Raw genomic sequence first — 17,594 nt, 5'->3', positions numbered from 1 at the left:
CTGAGCGTCTGGGGGGGTGGGGCGGCGCGGGCGTCTCTAATACATCATACTATATACGGGGCCCCCCCCCCCCCCGCCGCCGCCCCCCCCCCCCCGGGGGGGGGGGGGGGCCCGGGCCCCCCCCCCCCCGCTCAGTGGAGAACCGTCAGCTGCTCGTCTTCTGCGTCAGGTCGTAGAAGGTGGCCGAACCGACCGTCACCTCCTTGTAGTTCTTCTCGACCCACGAGGTGATCTGCGAGGAGCTGCCGGTGCTGCTGCCTCCCATGCCGGTGCCGCCCGAGATGAAGTAGTGGATCTTGCCGTCCGCCACGTACTTCTGGAACTGGGCCAGCGTCGGCGACGGGTCGGTGCCGTTGAAGCCGCCGATCGCCATCACCGGGTCACCGGTGGCGAGTTGGTAGCTCGCGGCGTTCTGGGAGCCGATGGACGCGGCGACCCAGGTGTACTTGCCGGCGTCCGTCTGGAGCAGCTTCTTGGCCGCCGAGGTGACCGTCGCGCCGTTCAGCAGACCGCCGACGCCACCGCCGCCCATGCCACCGTCGCCGCCCATCCGGCCGCCGAAGCCACCACCCTGGTTCTGCGTGCCGGTGCCGCCGCCGGGCGCCGTACCCGTACCGCCGCCGGGCATCGTGCCGCCGCCCGGGAAGCCGCCGCCCTGGTTCTGGGTGGTGCCGCCGCCCTGCTGGCCGGGCATCGTGCCGGTGCCGCCGGTGCGGTTGCCGCCGCCGAAGCCGCCCCGGCCGCCGCCGGGACCGCCGCCCATCATGCTCGCGCCGGCCGGACCGGCCGTCGGGATGGAGCCGGTGTGCGCCGAGTTGACCGTCGACATGGTGTACGCCGCCGGACCGGCCAGGCCCGCCACGATGCTCAGGCCGACTGCCGCGAGGGCGAGTTGGCGGCCGATCTTCGCGACGAAGATCAGGCCGAGCGCGCCCGCCAGGGAGCCGAGGAGGACCAGCCACTTCAGCCAGGGCAGGTAGTCGGGAGTGCGGTTGAGGAGGACGTAACCCCACACGCCCGCGGCAACCACCGCCGCCGCGAGGGTGATTGAGGCCCAGATCTCGCCGCGCCGCTCCCAGAGGGAACCCGCGCCGATGCCGATCACGGCCGCGATGTAGGGGGCGAGGGCGACCGTGTAGTACTGGTGGAAGATGCCCGCCATGTAGCTGAAGACGAGCAGCGTCGTCACCAGCGAGCCGCCCCAGACCAGGAGCGAACTGCGCCTGACCGACGTGCGGTTGAGCTTGCGCGTGGCGACGAGGCCCGCGACCAGGAGGATCAGCGCGGTGGGCAGCAGCCAGGAGATCTGGCTGCCGATCTCGGAGTTGAACATGCGGTTCCAGCCGGTGGCACCCCACATGCCGGTGCCGGTGCCGCCACCGCCGCCTCCGACGCTGCCGGTCTCGTCGCCGCTGAGGCGGCCGAACCCGTTGTAGCCGAAGGTCAGTTCAAGGAAGCTGTTGTTCTGCGAGCCGCCGATGTAGGGGCGCGAGGACGCCGGCCACAGCTCGACGATCGCGACCCACCAGCCGGCGGCTGCGACCAACGCGCCCGTCGCCAGGCCCAGTTGGGCGAACCTCTTCTTCACGCTCACCGGCGCGCACACCGCGTAGACGATGGCCAGCGGCGGCAGGATCAGGAAGGCCTGGAGCGTCTTCGACAGGAACGCGAAGCCGATCGCGACTCCGGCCCACACCAGCCACTTCGTATGACCGTCCTCCAGGGCCCGGACGACGAGATAGCAGGCGGTCGCCATGAGCAACGCCAGTGCGGCGTCGGGGTTGTTGAAGCGGAACATCAGCGCGGCGACCGGAGTGAGCGCCAGCACGGCGCCCGCGATCAGACCGGCCTCGGGGCTGTGCCGACGCCGTACGGCCGCGTATACGACGGCGACCGTGCCGACGCCCATGAGGACCTCGGGGACCAGGATGGCCCACGAGTTGAGGCCGAAGATGCGGACCGAGATCTCCATCGGCCACAGGAACGCCGAGGGCTTGTCGACGGTGATCGCGTTGCCCGCGTCCAGCGAGCCGAACAGCATCGCCTTCCAGCTCTTGCTGCCGGCCTGGACCGCCGCCGAGTAGAAGGAGTTGGAGTACCCGGACGCGCTCAGGTTGTAGAGGTAGAGCAGGCCGGTCGCCAGGAGCATGCCCCAGAAGGCGGGGCGTACCCAGCGCGGGTCCTCGGGGCGGCCGCGCCACAGGCGGCGGCCGAGCGGCTGCTTCGGCTCACCGGCCTGGGGGGCCAGGGTGTCCGAGGGCGCCGCCGGTTCGTGCACGGCCGTATCTCTGGCACCGGTGTCACCGGCCGGCGCCCCCCAGGACGAGGGGCCGCCTCCTCCCGGATAGGTCGTCTGATCGGTTTCGGTGGTCATCGGGGGTCCCTCGGGTCGGTGTCGTGGGGACGCACCGGCTGCAACTGCATCGTCGCGTCCCTCCAGGTGCCGTCCGCGGCTTCACCGGCGCGGAACTGGGTGGTGGTGTCGTACGACGTTCCCTGGTGGGGCTGGGGCTGCCGGGTGGGCAGCGGGCCGTAGGCACCGTGGTGCTGCGTGTGCTGGGGTGTCGTCGCCGTCGAATAGGTGGGCGACGAAGGGGAGTTGAGGGCTGCGAGCGACGACTCGTCGGTGCTGTCGCCGCGGTCCGGGAAGACCCAGGCGCGGAAGAGCAGGAAGCGCAGGACGGTCGCGGCGAGGTTGGCGGCCACCAGGACCGCGAGTTCGGTGGAGTGCGCCGGGTTGCTGCTGGCCGCGTTCAGGGCGGCGAGCGAGCCGCTGGTCAGCGCGAGGCCGATGGCGAAGACGACCAGGCCCTGTGCCTGGTGACGGACGGCGCCGCCCTTGCCGCGCACCCCGAAGGTGAGGCGGCGGTTGGCGGCCGTGTTGGCGACCGCCGAGACCAGCAGTGCGAGCGCGTTGGCGATCTGCGAGCCGGAGAACTGCCGGAAGAGGCTGTAGAGCACCAGGTAGAAGAGGGTGGAGAGACCGCCGACCACGCAGAACCCGACGAGCTGGCGGGCCAGCCCCTTGGGCACGTCCTTGATGTCACGGTCGCGGGGGTCGTCGCCGAAGGGACGCGTGACACGGTCGAGCGGCAGCGAACCGGAGGCCAGGGCCTTGCCCACGCGCCACACTCCCTTCAGGTCCTCGGTCGCGGTCTTCACGATGTGGACGGTCGAGTTCGGGTCGTCGACCCAGTCGACCGGCACCTCGTGGATGCGCAGTCCGGCCCGTTCGGCCAGCACCAGCATCTCGGTGTCGAAGAACCAGCCGGTGTCCTCGACGAGCGGCAGCAGCGCCTGGGCCACATCACGCCGGATCGCCTTGAATCCGCACTGGGCGTCCGAGAAGCGGGCCTGCAGCGAGCCGCGCAGGATCAGGTTGTAGGTCCGGCTGATGAACTCGCGCTTGGCGCCACGCACGACACGCGACGAGCGGGCCAGCCGGGAACCGATCGCCAGGTCTGAATGACCCGAGATCAGCGGCGCCACCAGGGGGAGCAGCGCGTTGAGGTCGGTGGAGAGATCGACGTCCATGTAGGCGAGGATCGGGGCGTCCGAGGCGGACCAGACGGTGCGCAGTGCCCGACCGCGCCCCTTCTGCTCCAGCCGGAAGGACTTGACCTCCGGGATTTCCGACTCCAGCCGCGCCGCCACCTGAGGAGTGGTGTCGATCGACGCGTTGTCCGCGATGGTGATGCGGAACGCGTACGGGAACGTGCGCTTGAGGTGCTCGTGCAGTCTGAGCACACATGGCTGGAGGTCCTTCTCCTCGTTGTAGACGGGGATCACTACGTCCAGGACAGGCGTACCGGCGTCTCCGGCCGGGAGGTGCTCCCGCGCCGGCAGGGTGCCGGGAGAAGAGTCGGTTCGCATGAACCGACTCTCCTCAAGCGCCCTGTTGCACCCATGTGGTGGCACTGTGCTGTGCCTGTGAGTGCGATTGCCAATTCGTTTCGGGGGCGGGCGTGGGTACGGCCGGTGCAAGCGCGGGCAGATGCACGGTGAACACAGTGCGTCCGGGAACGCTGTCCACGGTGACCGCGCCGCCGTGCGCGGTCGCGACCGCCTGCACGATGGCGAGACCCAGACCGGTCGACCCGGTGGAGCGGGAGCGCGCCGAGTCGCCGCGCGCGAACCGCTCGAAGACGTGCGGCAGCAAATCCGGCGGGATGCCCTGGCCGTTGTCCTCGACGTCCACACACATCCACGGTCCGCGCCGCTGCACGCGTGCGGTGATCGTCGTACCCGGCGGGGTGTGCTTTCTCGCGTTGCCCAGCAGATTGACCAGCACCTGCTGGATGCGGGCCGCGTCCGCCGACACGAGGGCCGGTTCGTCGGGCAGGTCGAGCCGCCAGTTGTGGCCCATGCCGGCCGCGCGCGAGTCGCTGATGGTGTCCACGACGAGCGGGATCAGGTCGGTCTGGTCGAACTGCAGCGGTCTGCCCGCGTCGAGCCGGGCGAGCAGGAGCAGATCCTCTACAAGGAGGGTCATGCGGCCCGCCTCGGACTCGATTCTCCCCAGGGCGTGCTTGGTGTCCGGCCCGGTCTGTTCGCGTCCGCGACGGGTGAGTTCGGCGTATCCCCGGATGGAGGCGAGGGGCGTCCGCAGCTCGTGACTGGCGTCCGCGACGAACTGCCGTACCCGCATCTCGCTCTGCTGTCTGGCGTGCAGGGCGCCGTGCACATGGTCGAGCATCCGGTTGAGCGCGGCCCCGACCTGGCCGACCTCGGTGTGCGGGTCGGTCTCGGACTCGGGGACCCGTTCGTTGAGGGTCACCTCGCCGGTGTGGAGGGGGAGTTCGGAGACACGGGTGGCGGTGGCGGCGACTCGGCGGAGGGGGCGGGTGGCTACGCCGACGAGGACGTAGCCGGCGATACCGGCGGCGACCAGGCCGGCGGCGGTGACGCTCAGCTCGACGTAGATCAGGGTGGTGACGGTGTTGTCGACGTCCGTGGTCGGCAGGGCGACGTACAGGCCCTCGCTGGTGTTGTCAGGGATCGAGGCGTACTTCACGAGATAGCTGCCGAGACCGGGGATGGTCACGGTGTGTGCCTTGCCGTCCTTCGCCACGGACGCGAGGGCCTGCTTCTGCGCCGTGTTGAGAGCCGGGGTGGCCATCCCGCGGCCCACGCCGGAACTGTCGGTCTTCGGCAGGCTGTAGGACGCGGTGACGATCGCGCCCTTCTTCACATAGGCGGCGACCGCCTTCTCCTGCGTCGGACCGCTGGTGGTGAGGACCCTGTTGACCTTGGCGGCCGGCGTCTGGCTGGGGAGGGGGTCCTTGTCCGTAGTGGTCGAGGTGGAGGACGAGGCGTTCTGATTCTCCGGAGGTCCGCCGTTCGGGTTGCCCTGAGGGCGGCCCACCGCGCGGATGGCCGTGTCCGTCACCTTGCCCTCGAGCTGCTGGTACAGGTGCGACTTCAGCGCGACGGTCGTCACCGTACCGATCACCGCACACACCACCGCGATCAGCGTCACGGACGCGACGACGAGCCGGGTCCGCAGGGTTCGCGGCTTACCCGCTCGCTTCTTCTGCGCACGCGGCCGTCGTCGCCCGCTCATGAGGCCGCGGGCTTGATCAGGTAACCGGCACCGCGTCGGGTGTGGATCATCGGCTCACGTCCCGCGTCGATCTTCCGGCGGAGGTACGAGATGTAGAGCTCGACCACATTGGCCTGCCCGCCGAAGTCGTACGACCACACACGGTCGAGGATCTGTGCCTTGCTGAGTACACGGCGGGGATTACGCATCAGGAAGCGCAACAGCTCGAACTCGGTGGCGGTGAGGTGGATGCCCTCGCCGGCCCGCGACACCTCGTGGCTGTCCTCGTCCAGGGTGAGGTCACCCACGACCAGCACGGAGTCCGAACGGCGGTCCGCGGCACCGGAGCGGCGGATCAGCCCGCGCAGCCGGGCCACGACCTCTTCGAGGCTGAACGGCTTGGTGACGTAGTCGTCGCCGCCGGCGGTGAGACCCGCGATCCGGTCCTCGACCGCGTCCTTCGCGGTGAGGAACAGCACCGGAACGTCCGGCAGTTCACGGCGCAGCCGGCCCAGGACGGTCAGACCGTCCATGTCGGGCAGCATCATGTCGAGGACGACGGCGTCGGGCCGGAACTCGCGCGCGGTCTGGATCGCGCCGGTTCCGTCACCCGCGCTGCGGATCTGCCAGCCTTCGTAGCGAAGGGCCATGGACAGCAGCTCGGTGATCGACAGCTCGTCGTCCACCACAAGCACTCGGACGGGGCTCCCGTCCGGCCTCAGCAGTTCGGTGCGCCCCTGGGGCGAGGTCGTGGTCATGGTGGACACGTTGTCGTGGTCCTCTTAGAGCACGCTTTCTAGAGTCTGTGATTTTCCTGAGAAACACACAGGGGCCTCTCAGGGAACACCTTGGAATCTCTTGCCCGGGACTTATCCCGCCCCGCACACGGCTCCGGCGGACCTGTGCGTTCCGCCCGTGCCGCCTCGGTCTCCCCTGTATCCCCCAACCTCCTCACCTCCGTCACAGTCCGAACAGCGTCGCCCCGTTGTCGTGGCACACCGCCCGCAGCCAGTCGTCCCCGAGGTCCAGCCGCTCCAGGGCGTGCAGCTGGTGCAGATACGGATACGGGATGTTCGGGAAGTCGCTGCCGAGCAGAACGCGGTTTCCCAGGGCGGCCAGCCGGGGGAGCGCACGCGGCGGGAAGGGGGCGAGGCGCTCGCTGAAGTCCGTGAACGCCATCGTCGTGTCCAGCCGCACCTCCCCGTACCGCTCGGCGAGGTCGAGGAAGTCCTCGTACTCGGACATCCCCATGTGCGCGACGACCAGCCGCAACCGCGGGTGCCTGGCCAGCACCCGGCCGATCGGCTCGGGCCCGGTGTGCTTGCCCGGGGCGGGCCCCGACCCGCAGTGGATCACGACCGGTGTCCCGGACTCGGCGATCAACCCCCAGGCGGGATCGAGGAGTTCATCGGCCGGGTCGTACGCCCCGACCTGCACATGCGCCTTGAACACCCGCGCGCCGGAGTCGAGCGCCTCCCGGACGTACTCCTCAACTCCCGCTTCCGGAAAGAGAGTCGAGGTGTGCAGACAGTCGGGGGTACGGGCGGCGAAGTCGACGGCCCAGCCGTTGAGCCAACGGGCCATGCCGGGCTTGTGCGGGTAGAGCATCGCGGTGAAGGCGCGTACTCCGAACTCCCTTATCAGCGCGACCCGTTCGTCCTCCTCCTTCCGGTACGTGATCGGCCACTCCAGCGCACCACCGGTCGAGGACCCGAGTGCGTCGAAGTAACCCCAGACCTTGCGCAGCACCCGCTCGGGCATGAAGTGGGTGTGCACGTCCACGAGCCCGGGGAGCCCGAGCCGCTCCCAGAACTGCCGGACCTCGGCCGCCTCAGTCATGCGCACGCTCGAATCCGTGGCTGTGCTCGACCCTGGCGATGTGCAGCGAGTACCGCTCGTACCAGTGCTCCCGCCCGTACTCCTTCGCGGCCAGGTGCTCGGCGTGCGCCCGCCACGCCTCGATCCCGGCGAGGTCCCGGAAGTAGGCGACGGTGATCCCCAGCCCACCCGGCACCCGGGCCGAGTCCTCCCCGAGAAACCCGGGAATCTCCTTCACCAGCTCCCCCATCCGCTCGGCCGTCTCCTCGTACCCATGGTCGCCCTCGGTCCGCAGGGAGGTGAAGACGACGGCGTAGTAGGGAGGTTGACGGACGGCGACGGGGACAGTGGCAACACGATGATCGCTCATGTCACCCACGATCGGCCCCGAGAGCGAGCAGAGTCCATCGACTTGCCGAAAGGGATCCGTACGGGATCCAAGTCTTGGCACTCCCTCAGAACAACCCCTCCTGCACCCCCGGCACCTCCCGCCTGAACTCCCTCACCGGCACGGTGAATTCAACCGTGTCGCCCCCGGCCGGGATCAGCTCCCAGCCCGTCATCAACCGCGTGTCCAGCACGACCACGCCCCGTCCGGTCCCGAGGTGGAGATCCGGTCCCGCCGCCGCGAGCACCTCGCCGCTCACCACCCCGCCCGGGATCAGACCGCTCACCTCGCCGACGGGCGCCGGGAGGTCCGTGAGGCCGAACACCTCGACGTGGTCCACGGGTTGGTACGGCTCGCGGCGGAGCGACTCCGGCCATTCACGCAGCGCGAGGGCCCGGGCGTGCAGCTCGGCGAGCCCGGCCGCGCGCTCCGTCGCCGAGCCCGGCAGCACGGAGCGGACGGCGCGCTTCTCGCCGTACGGAATGCGGTCCGGAACCCGGAGTGCGGCGCGCAGGAGTTCCTCCGAGCGGCGGGCTGCCATCAGGGGGCCGAGGCCCAGCCAGCTGAAGCAGACGGCGCCCTGCTCAAGCAGTCGCGCGGAGCCGCGTTCTTCGGCGGTGATGCCGACCTTGAGCGGACCGGGGCCGAACCAGGCCAGATATACGTGGTACGGCCGCGGGTCGTCCGCGATCGTGTCCGCGGCGACCGAGTGCGCCCGGTCCAGCCGCGCGCACTCCTCGCACCGCGCGCCCGTGCTGCGCTCCGGCACGGCCGCGCGCAGCGGACACGCGTGCCCCCGCGCTCCCACACATGTCCGCCCGCCCCCTTCCGCGACCTCGAAGGCCACCCGCTTCCCCCGGGGCAGCGGGCTCCCGCGCCCGCCGTCCCACTTCAACTCGGGACCGCCTGCCGTCCATCGCAGTCCCGAGCACTTCCACGTCCGTGGTGCCCGCGATGTCTGTGCCATCGCTCACGAGATTAGAGGGCGCCACTGACAACGGCCTCGGCCCCGCTTCAACCTGCGGTTTCTCCGACCGGAACGGGCAACTGCCGGGTCTCCTCCGCGTGCCCCTCCGCCGGCCGTCCCCGCCCCGCCAGCCGGCACCCGACACACCCGGCGTGCCCCGCCCGCGCCAACGGGTCCCGTACCCGTATCCCCCACTGCGCCCGGTCCCGCCGCCCGGGCGGCTTGCCCCAGCCGGTGAGGTGGAGCGCCCAGGTCACCAGGACGGCGGCGACGACGATCCCCAGCCCGCCGCCGATCAGCGCGGCGGAGACCGTACACACCCCCACGCCGGCGACGGTCGTCCCGACGGTCGCGATGCCGAATCCGGTCCACCCGGCGACCGTATGCCCCTCGTCATACTGGTGTGCGCTCATGTGCCAGCCCCCTTCGGCAGATCCCGCAGATCTCTCACGATCTAAGAAGTTTAGAGTATTAACCTCTCACTAGCTAAGGCAATATCCATGCAAGCCAAGCCCCGCCCCGCCGCCACCCCGGCCCAGGCACTGGACGCGATGGACTCCCTCATCGCCACCGCCCAGCTCGGCCAGCAGGAAATGGCCGAACGGCTGGGCCTGAACGTCACCGATCTCCTCTGCTTCGCCTGCGTCCTGAAGGCGGGCGAGAACCTGCTCACAGCGGGCGACCTGGCGGAGCACGCCCACGTCACGACAGGCGCGGTGACCGGCATCCTCAACCGGCTGGAACGCGCCGGCTTCATCACCCGCGTCCCCGACCCCACCGACCGCCGCCGCGTCCGCGTGGCCTCGGTACCGGCCGCGGTGACCCGGGTCGTCGCGCTCTACGGCCCCTACTACGACCGCCTCAACGCCCAGTTCGCCGACTACTCCCCCGAGGAGATCGCCGTACTGGCCGACTGGTTCGCGCGGACGTCGACGCTGGCCCAGGACTACATCGAGGAACTCCGCGCGCGGGACAGGGAGTAGGACAGGGAGCCGGAGCAGGGGGGTAAGCCCGACCCCGTTGGTGTAGCGGGCTCCACCAACGGTTCGGGAGACCGCTTCATCGTGCCCGCAGCCGTACGACGGCATCGTTGATCTCAGCCGGTCAGGAGGACCGGCGCAGGTCGAACGGCCGCCGTACGGAGGGAAATCCCATGACAACCGCTCCCGGTCCGTTCGCCTCCTTCGTCAGGTTCGTGGTGTGCGGGGGCGGCGTCGGGGTGCTGTCCAGCCTGGCGGTACCGCTGCTCGCCGCGCAGCTGCCCTGGGGGGTGGCGAACGCGCTGATCACGGTCGCCTCGACCATCCTCTGCACCGAGCTGCACGCCCTGTTCACCTTCGGCACCGGGCGCCGTCCCGGTCTGCGCGAGCACTGGCAGTCGGCGGGTTCGGCCACGGCGGCCTACGCGGCGACGTCCGCCGCGATACTCGTCCTCCACACCGTCCAGCCCTCCCCCTCCATGCTCACCGAACAGATCGTCTACCTCAGCGCCTCGGCCCTCGCCGGCATCGGCCGCTTCCTGGTCCTGCGCCTGTTCGTCTTCGCCGACCGGAGCGCTCCGGCCACCGTCGCGATCCCGGTACGGCCGGTCCCGGCGACGCCCGTGTTCAGCGCGGCGGCGTAAGGGGCCCGCGCACCAACAGACCTGCGCACCAACGGAAGTGGCCGTCACTCCCGTCCGAGGAGAACAGGTCGCCGGCATCGCCGACGCCCTCGGCTGGACGGTCACCGTCACCGCCGTGCCCATCCCCTCGGACTGCACGGACGGTTTCAACGAGGCGTACTTCGGGCGGCCGGAGCGCTTTCTCGATCCCGGCGCGGTCCAGGCCTGCTCGGCCTGGAGTTTCGTGGCGGAGGAGACGCGGGCGCGGTACGTCGGCCGTATCGAAGCCGCCTTGGCGGACGGAAGTTGGGACGCGCGGCACGGGGCGCTGCGGGACGCGGAGGCCTATGAGGGGTCGCTGGTCCTCATCCGCTCGGTCCGCTGAGGGGGAGGGAAGGAGCAGTGGGCATGGCTGTGCACGCCCGGTCCGCCGCCGGAAATCCTGTTCCCCTTCGGAAGCCCGGCCCCCCGTGGCTGGGCCGTCCTGCCTAGCCCGCGCGGCGGTAGGCCTCGTCCAGTTCCGAGAACGTTGCCGGTCCGTCGTCGAGCGGCAGCGTCTCGTCCTCCCCGAAGTCGGGGGCCTGGAAGGGGTTCGTCGCCGGAGGGGGCGATCCCGCGTTGGCGCGGCGGGACGCCCCTTCCGGGGCGGAGAACAGCGAGGTCAGTTCGATGAGAGGTCTCCCGTTCGTTACAGGCCGCCAGGACCTGGTGTGCCGTGACCGGGCACTGCGGGTCCTACAGCTTGCTCATCTTGGCGTACGGACTCAGGATGCGCTCCTGAACCGAGCCGAAGTCGACGAGCACCGCGATGCCGTCCTCGATGCCGATGACCCGGCCGAGGCCGTACATGTCGTGTGTCACCTGGTCGCCCACGGCGAAATGCTTGGGGGCCGCCGCGGCCGGTGCCTTGAAGGGACTGGTGGGCAGATAGCGCTTCGGTGCAGCTGGCTTTGTCATTGCTTCCAGTATGGGCCTAGACACGCGTCTGGCTGAGGCCGTCCACATCGCTTGTTCATCACAACCTGGTCGCCGACCTCGCGTACGACCTCACCGAGCACCCGAAACCATGTGAGCAACGTCACTTGGGCGCGAGGGCGGATGGGTGTGCGGCGGGTGTCTGACGGCCGGGGGCGTTGCCGTGCGGGCCGCCGTCGGGGCCGGCGTCAGTCGCGGGTGGCTCCGTCGGGCCACAGGATCCGTACGGGTACCCCGGTGCGCTCCGCGTACGCCACCACGTCGGCGGTACCGCCGTGACCGCGCGCCGGCCACCCGTCCCAGACGGCGAGCAGCTCGTCCACCAGACCGACCAGGATCTCGCTGCCGACCATGTACGCGTGGGAGTCCGCGTCCGTCAGCCCGGTCCCGTGCACCTCGGACGCCCGGCGCACCAGGTCGTCGTAGACCGGGTGGTGCCAATCCGGCAGCGACGCACGGTACTTCGAGGCCGGTACGACGACCTCGAGCGAGCCCCCGCGCTCCAGCACCGCCTGTGCGAACCACGCGTCGGGACCGTCCGCGATGCACGAAACACCCACGAGGTCGGTCACCGGGTAGGCCCTCACCGCCTCCCGGACGGCCGCGGTGACCGCCCGCTCCGTGCCGCCGGACAGCCCTCGGTGCCCGGTGATCCCTATGCGCATGCCGTGTCCTCGGCCTTCTCTTCGCAGTGGAGAGCATGAGCGACGCCGGACGAAAACAGGGACCCCGTGGAGTGATCCACGGGGTCCCTGTCGCTGATGTGCACTCGGCAGGATTCGAACCTGCAACCTTCTGATCCGTAGTCAGATGCTCTATCCGTTAAGCTACGAGTGCTTGATTTTCTCTTGTTTTCCTTCGCTGCTCCCGGCCCTTCCGGCCCGCTCGCGGCGACAGGAAGAACATTACATGACTGCCGCCGCCATGTGAAATCCGTTAGCCGTACCCCTTGTGAGCTGCGGAAACGGCCTGAAAACGACCTTGTGAACGACCGAAGCCCCGGTCGGTTCGACCGGGGCTTCGGATGGGGTGCGGAGGCGGAGGGATTTGAACCCTCGATGGGATTTGAGTCCCAAACCGCATTAGCAGTGCGGCGCCATAGACCGGACTAGGCGACGCCTCCAGCAACGACCTCCCGCGCGAGCGCGAGTGGTGCGTGCAGATGATGACACAGACGAGCGGGGTGCCACCAATCGCGGTCCACGGTACTAGGCGGGCGGCCCGCAGGGCAAAGCCGTTGATGCCGGCCGCCGTGTCCGCAACGTCCGGGGGCGGCGGCCGTTAGTCAGGTCATGTTGCAGGTCAACCGTCTCCTTGTGATCGCCGCCGCGTCCGCCGCCACCGTCGGCGCACTGGCCGCGACACCCGCCGGCGCGTCCCCCACGACCGCCCGCACCCTCGCCCCACCGCCCGGCAACGACGAGGACCGGTCCGGCGCCGACCACCTCACCGTCACCGTCCGGCACGCGGGCGCCGCCGACGGCACCCACGATCTGTACTGCCACCCCGGCGGCGGCACCCACCCGGACGTCGCCGGCGCCTGCGAGGCCGTCGGCCGCGACACCCGGTGGGGCAAGGACCCCTTCGCCCCGGTACCCCCCGACAGCATGTGCACGATGATCTACGGCGGCCCCGCCACCGCCCACGTCACCGGCACGTGGGCCGGACGCCCCGTCGACACGACGTACGACCGGAGCAACGGCTGCGAGATCTCCCGGTGGAACCGGATGGTCCCGCTGCTGCCCGACCTCGGCCGGTAGACGGCCGCCGGTGGATGTCCATCCGTAGGGGTCCGACGACGTTCGGTCACACGTTCTGCGTCACTTCACCGTGCGACCTCCCTCTCATCTCACTCCGCGAGCACAACGAGTGCCCTTAGACTCCCTCGCGTGACACGTCGCGGACCCGTTGGCAAGATGGCCTCCGCGGTCGGCAAGGTGCGGTAACAGGGAGGAAGCGTCTCGTGAGCAGCAGGCCATCCCGAGGCGCTGCTCGCCTCGCAGCCATACTCGACGCGCTCCCGGACGCGTTGGTACTGGTCAACGCCAACGGAACCGTCGTCAACGCGAACACCATCGCGCTGGAGGCCTTCGAGGCGCCCGGCACCGCGCTCGTCGGACGCGGACTGCTCGATCTGCTGCCGGAGTTCGACTCCCGGCTCATCCCCGGTTCCATGCGGCGCCCCGACTCGATGGACCCGCGCGGCCGGACCAAGCCCACCCGGATGATCGCCCGCCGCACCGACGGCTCAGAGTTCCCCGTCGAGGTCACCAGCGCCAACCTCGAGGACGGCCAGCAGGCCTACGACGGCTACGGCTACACCGCCGACGAACTGCTGATGCTCGTCGTCCGCGACCTCTCCGGCACCGTCGACACCGAGGCCGAGCTGGCCCGATCGCAGCGGCAGACCGAGATGATCCTGCGCGCCGCCGCCGAGGGTGTCGTAGGAACGGACACGGACGGGCGGGTCGTGCTCGTCAATCCGGCCGCCGCGCAGATCCTCGGGTACCGCGCCAGCGATCTCGGCGGCAAGGAGCTGCACACCCTTGTACTGCACTCCCGCGCGGACGGCTCGCCGTTCCCGTACGCGGAGTCGCCGCTCGCCGACACCCTGCGGTCCGGGCGCAAGCACCGGGTGCGCGGGCAGGTGCTGTTCGCCAAGAACGGGGACCGCGTCTCCGTCGACCTGACCACCGCGCCCGTGCGCGACGGCGACCAGCTCGTCGGCGCCGTGATGACCTTCACCGACCGGCGGCCCTACGACTCGCTCGCCGAGGAGAAGGAGGCCGCCGAGAAGCGGCACCGGGACGAGCTGGAGCGGATCGACGAGGAGCACGCCTCCGAGCTGACCTCCCTGCGCCAGAAGCACATCACCGAGGTCGAGGAGCTCCAGGAGCAGCACGCGGAGGAGCTCGCGGCGAACGAGGAGCGGTACGCCGCGCTCGGGGAACGGGAGAAGGACCGCTACGAGGAGCTGGCCGCACGGCACGAGCAGCTGCTCACGCTGCTCGGGCGTTCACTGCGCGGCCCCCTCGACGAACTGCGCCGGGAACTCGCCGCGTTGGCGGCGGACGACGCGGGCCAGCTGTGGCCCGAGGCCAACCAGGTCCTCCACCACCTCTCGGCCGGTTACTCGCGCATCACCCAGCTCATCGACAACGTGCTCGGCTATCAGCGGCTGGAGACCGGAGCCGAGGAGATCGCGCGGACGAAGGTCATGCTGGACGCCGTGGTCGCCGCCGGTGTCGACGGGGCCGTCGAGCTGATCGGTCCCGGTCGGGTGCAGTTCGCCGTGCACGCGCCGCCCATCGAGGCCGAGGTCGACCCCGCGCTGCTCGCGACCGCGCTCGCCCACCTCGTCGCGGACGTCGCCGGCGTCGACGCGACCGGCAACTCGCCCGCGTCGGCGGGCGGTTACATGGACAACACGGTCGTCGTGGCGGCGGCGCAGCGCGGTGAGGTCGTACGGATCGAGGTGCGCGGGCCGTACGCCGGGGGAGACCCGGTGCACGAGCCGATCGTGCGCGGGATCGTGCGGGCGCACGGCGGGGTGCTGCAGACGCACGACGTGCCGGGGATGAGCGGCAGCGCGTATGTGCTGGAGGTTCCGATCGGGGGCGGGGCGGGAGCCGTCGCGGTTCCGGCCGCGACCGGCGGTGCCGAACTCGCCCTGCCCGAGCAGGCCGGCGGCACCAGCGGGCGGCGGCGGGCCCGGCGGTCCTCCGTGGACGCGTTCCTGGAGAGCGAGGTTCCGGACGGCGGGTCCGACGGTTCCGGCGGCGAGGGCGCGGTGCCGACCGGACGGCGCAGGAGGCGTGCGGGCGAGGAGCCGGCGGCGGCCGTGGAGGCGGGCGGCGACGGGGCTTCCAGCGGTACGGGACGACGACGCGGGCGGGCCGCCGAGGGCGGCGCCGGTGACGGGGCCGACGGTGACGCGGAGGGTGTGTCCGAGGGTGCCGTGATGACGGCGGCGGAGCACGCGGCCGGGACTGCGGCCTCGGGGACGGGGCTGGGCGGGACGGTTCCGCCACAGGGTGTGCCCGCGTCGGGCGGCGGCGGTGGCGAGCGGCAGGCTTTGCCACCCGCGTTGCCTGCGGGGGGTCCTGCGGGGAGTGCGGCCGACGGCTCCGGTGACGGAGACGGGGACGGGCAGCCGACCGGGCGTCGTAGGCGCGCTCTCGCCGCTGCGGCCGAGCGGGCCGCCGCGCAGGAGGCGGGCGCCCGTACGGTGTTCGCGCTGCCGCCGGCCGAGGCGGACCGGATGCCGGAAGCGGACGCGCAGGTTCCGGTCGCTCCCGGGGTTCCGGTCGCTCCCGGGCAGGTTGCCGGTGACGAAGGGCGGCACGACGCCGTTCCGCACGACCAGTCAGAGGACCACACTCCGCCGCAGCCGCATCCCGCGAGCGCGCCCACCGGGCGGCGGCGCCGGGCCGTGGCCCAGCCGCAGCAGCCCGCGGAGGGCGTGCCGGTGCAGGCGGCGGGCGCGGTGGTGCCGGCGCAGGGGCCGGGTGTTCCCGTGGGGGTGCCGTCTCAGGCGCAAGGACAGGGGCAGGGACCGGCGGGGCAGGCGGTTCCCGGTTGGCAGCAGGCTGTGGTGCAGCCGGTAGCCGGTCAGCCGGGTGCCGCCATGCAACTCGCGCCCGCGCAGAGCCTTCCCGGTCAGGGGCAGGCCGCCGCGGCCCAGCCGCTGCCGCTTCCGGCGGAGGCGGCTCCCGGTCAGGGCATCCCGGCGCAGGCGGCGTTGCCGCAGGGCGGGCCGGGCCAGCCGGTCTCGCCTCAGGGGATCCCCGGGCAGGGACTCCCGGGGCAGCCGATTCCGCCCCAGGGCATTCCCGGCGCCCAGGGTCAGCCGGTCTCTCCGCACGGCATCCCCGGTCAGGTCGGCGCGGCTCAGGCCCACCCCGGTGCGGCTGGTGCGCCCGGTACGGCGGTACCGCCGCAGGCGCTGCCCGCCGCTCAGCCGGCCCCGGGCGTCACGCCGGCCCCCGGCACCCCCGTCGTACCGGCGAACGGCGCCGACACCGCCGTAGCCCCGAATGCACAGCCGAATCCGAACGCGCCGGCGCCGGCCGCTGCCGCACCCGCCGCTGCCGCTCCCGCCGCGCCGCAAGCCCGGGTCGCGCAGCCGTTGCCCGCTGAAGCTGCCGTACCGGCGCCGGTCGGGGCCGTTGATCCCAACTCCACTCAGGGGCGGGCGATCAGTGTGCGGACGTTGGGGCAGGGGGTGCCGTTCACGCGGCAGGCGGCTCAGGTGCAGCAGCCGACGGCCACGCCTCCGCCGCATACGCCGGGTGGCGGCGGGCGGCGGCGGAAGCTGGGGACGCGGCCCGACGCCGGTACCGCCGGGTCGGCGCGTCCGCATCCCCAGGGTGAGCAGGCGCAGCCCTCCATGGCCGGGCAGTCGCGGCTCTCGCCGATCACCGAGGGCGCCGGACGGTCGTACGCCATAGGAGCACCGGACGAGAACGCGGCCGAGGGGCCGGAGCCGTTGGACGGGCCGGGCGGGGCCGTGGAGATCGCGGACACGCCGAGACCGCAGCCGCTCGACGACGAACTGCCCCCCGAGCCGCTCGACAACCCGCGTCGGCTGCTGGTCTGGCCCGCGCCGGACGTGACGACCCAGCAGGCGCTGAGCGACCGCGGGTACCGGCCCGTCATCGTGCACTCGCGCGAGGAGGTCGACGCGCAGATCGCCGCGTTCCCGGCGGCGCTGTTCGTGGACCCGTTGACCGGACCCATTACGAGGACCGCGTTGCAGTCACTGCGGCAGGCCGCCGTCGCCGCCGAGGTACCGGTGCTCGTCACGGCCGGACTCGGACAGGCGACGCGCGAGGCGGCCTACGGCGCCGATCCCGCCGTACTGCTGAAGGCGCTCGCGCCCCGGGACAGTGAGCAGCACCCGCCGCGCGTACTGCTCATCGAGGAGCACGCGGAGATCGCGCTGGCGCTGACGGCGACGCTGGAGCGGCGCGGGATGCAGGTGGCGCGGGCCGCGAGCGACGCGGACGCGGTGACGCTGGCGGGGCAGTTGCGGCCCAACCTGGTGGTCATGGACCTGCTCCAGGTGCACAAGCGGCGGGCCGGGATCGTCGACTGGCTGCGGGCGAACGGGCAGCTCAACCGCACTCCGCTCGTCGTGTACACGGCCGCGGTCGACCAGGCGGATCTGCCGCGACTGGCGTCGGGGGAGACCGTGCTGTTCCTCGCCGAACGGTCGACGAGCACGGAGGTCCAGTCGAGGATCGTGGACCTGTTGGCTCGGATCGGTACCAACTAGCCGGTCGGGCGGCCGAGTTGGGAA

At 71.3% G+C, this 17,594-nt stretch carries 15 protein-coding genes and 2 tRNA genes; 5 read left to right on the top strand and 12 right to left on the bottom strand.

Annotated elements, in window-relative coordinates; all coding sequences use genetic code 11:
* Nucleotides 1-145: 145 nt before the first annotated feature.
* The 8 genes from ACFXC1_RS27235 to ACFXC1_RS27200 form a co-directional block, all read right to left on the bottom strand.
* Nucleotides 146-2,374: an ArnT family glycosyltransferase gene (locus tag ACFXC1_RS27235; protein WP_381246817.1), complete on the bottom strand. Its 2,229-nt coding sequence runs from the start codon at nt 2,372-2,374 to the stop codon at nt 146-148.
* Complete coding sequence (locus ACFXC1_RS27230) at nt 2,371-3,873, bottom strand: bifunctional glycosyltransferase family 2/GtrA family protein (RefSeq protein ID WP_381246815.1); 1,503 nt, start codon at nt 3,871-3,873, stop codon at nt 2,371-2,373. The genes ACFXC1_RS27235 and ACFXC1_RS27230 overlap by 4 nt, the downstream gene beginning before the upstream one ends.
* Nucleotides 3,874-3,886: 13 nt before the next feature.
* Nucleotides 3,887-5,563 carry a sensor histidine kinase gene (locus ACFXC1_RS27225; RefSeq protein WP_381246812.1) on the bottom strand — a complete coding sequence of 559 codons (1,677 nt, stop codon included), beginning with the start codon at nt 5,561-5,563 and terminating at the stop codon, nt 3,887-3,889.
* Nucleotides 5,560-6,300, bottom strand: coding sequence for a response regulator transcription factor (locus tag ACFXC1_RS27220; RefSeq protein ID WP_026179246.1), 741 nt, complete (start codon nt 6,298-6,300; stop codon nt 5,560-5,562). Before ACFXC1_RS27220 ends, ACFXC1_RS27225 begins: the two co-directional genes overlap by 4 nt.
* 202 nt (nt 6,301-6,502) lie before the next feature.
* Nucleotides 6,503-7,381: an amidohydrolase family protein gene (locus ACFXC1_RS27215; protein ID WP_381246933.1), complete on the bottom strand. Its 879-nt coding sequence runs from the start codon at nt 7,379-7,381 to the stop codon at nt 6,503-6,505.
* Nucleotides 7,374-7,730 (bottom strand): antibiotic biosynthesis monooxygenase family protein, encoded by a 357-nt coding sequence (locus ACFXC1_RS27210; protein WP_381246809.1) that lies wholly within the window; start codon nt 7,728-7,730, stop codon nt 7,374-7,376. The genes ACFXC1_RS27215 and ACFXC1_RS27210 overlap by 8 nt, the downstream gene beginning before the upstream one ends.
* 85 nt (nt 7,731-7,815) lie before the next feature.
* On the bottom strand, nt 7,816-8,715 hold the full coding sequence (locus ACFXC1_RS27205) for a DUF2797 domain-containing protein (protein ID WP_381246806.1): 900 nt from the start codon (nt 8,713-8,715) through the stop codon (nt 7,816-7,818).
* A gap of 47 nt (nt 8,716-8,762) precedes the next feature.
* Complete coding sequence (locus ACFXC1_RS27200; RefSeq protein WP_381246803.1) at nt 8,763-9,128, bottom strand: HGxxPAAW family protein; 366 nt, start codon at nt 9,126-9,128, stop codon at nt 8,763-8,765.
* An 87-nt stretch (nt 9,129-9,215) separates the two neighbouring features.
* Here ACFXC1_RS27200 and ACFXC1_RS27195 point away from each other — a divergent pair, with 87 nt between their 5' ends.
* The 3 genes from ACFXC1_RS27195 (at nt 9,216) to ACFXC1_RS27185 (ending at nt 10,703) form a co-directional block, all read left to right on the top strand.
* Nucleotides 9,216-9,698: a MarR family winged helix-turn-helix transcriptional regulator gene (locus tag ACFXC1_RS27195; protein WP_381246800.1), complete on the top strand. Its 483-nt coding sequence runs from the start codon at nt 9,216-9,218 to the stop codon at nt 9,696-9,698.
* Nucleotides 9,699-9,868: 170 nt separating this feature from the next.
* Nucleotides 9,869-10,339 carry a GtrA family protein gene (locus ACFXC1_RS27190; protein ID WP_381246798.1) on the top strand — a complete coding sequence of 157 codons (471 nt, stop codon included), beginning with the start codon at nt 9,869-9,871 and terminating at the stop codon, nt 10,337-10,339.
* 37 nt (nt 10,340-10,376) lie between these two features.
* Entirely contained in the window at nt 10,377-10,703 is a 327-nt protein-coding gene (locus ACFXC1_RS27185; RefSeq protein ID WP_381246795.1) for a hypothetical protein, read from the top strand.
* Nucleotides 10,704-11,053: 350 nt separating this feature from the next.
* On the opposite strand, the gene ACFXC1_RS27180 is transcribed toward ACFXC1_RS27185, so the two are convergent.
* The 4 genes from ACFXC1_RS27180 to ACFXC1_RS27165 all read right to left on the bottom strand — a co-directional run bounded on the left by ACFXC1_RS27180 (nt 11,054) and on the right by ACFXC1_RS27165 (nt 12,416).
* Nucleotides 11,054-11,275 carry a hypothetical protein gene (locus ACFXC1_RS27180; protein ID WP_019073270.1) on the bottom strand — a complete coding sequence of 74 codons (222 nt, stop codon included), beginning with the start codon at nt 11,273-11,275 and terminating at the stop codon, nt 11,054-11,056.
* A 206-nt stretch (nt 11,276-11,481) separates the two neighbouring features.
* On the bottom strand, nt 11,482-11,958 hold the full coding sequence (locus ACFXC1_RS27175) for a hypothetical protein (protein ID WP_381246792.1): 477 nt from the start codon (nt 11,956-11,958) through the stop codon (nt 11,482-11,484).
* 99 nt (nt 11,959-12,057) lie between these two features.
* Nucleotides 12,058-12,130 (bottom strand) — tRNA-Arg (locus ACFXC1_RS27170).
* 195 nt (nt 12,131-12,325) lie between these two features.
* Nucleotides 12,326-12,416, bottom strand: a tRNA-Ser gene (locus ACFXC1_RS27165).
* A 169-nt stretch (nt 12,417-12,585) separates the two neighbouring features.
* Between ACFXC1_RS27165 and ACFXC1_RS27160 the strand changes: the two genes are divergently transcribed.
* Both ACFXC1_RS27160 and ACFXC1_RS27155 read left to right on the top strand, forming a co-directional pair.
* Nucleotides 12,586-13,053, top strand: coding sequence for an SSI family serine proteinase inhibitor (locus ACFXC1_RS27160; RefSeq protein ID WP_381246790.1), 468 nt, complete (start codon nt 12,586-12,588; stop codon nt 13,051-13,053).
* A gap of 203 nt (nt 13,054-13,256) precedes the next feature.
* On the top strand, nt 13,257-17,570 hold the full coding sequence (locus ACFXC1_RS27155; RefSeq protein ID WP_381246787.1) for a PAS domain-containing protein: 4,314 nt from the start codon (nt 13,257-13,259) through the stop codon (nt 17,568-17,570).
* Nucleotides 17,571-17,594: the final 24 nt, after the last annotated feature.

This window comes from Streptomyces hokutonensis (genome assembly GCF_042751305.1).
Lineage (GTDB): Bacteria > Actinomycetota > Actinomycetes > Streptomycetales > Streptomycetaceae > Streptomyces > Streptomyces hokutonensis_A.
Note: the sequence above shows the minus strand (reverse complement) of the source record. Positions and strands in the feature narration are given on the sequence as shown.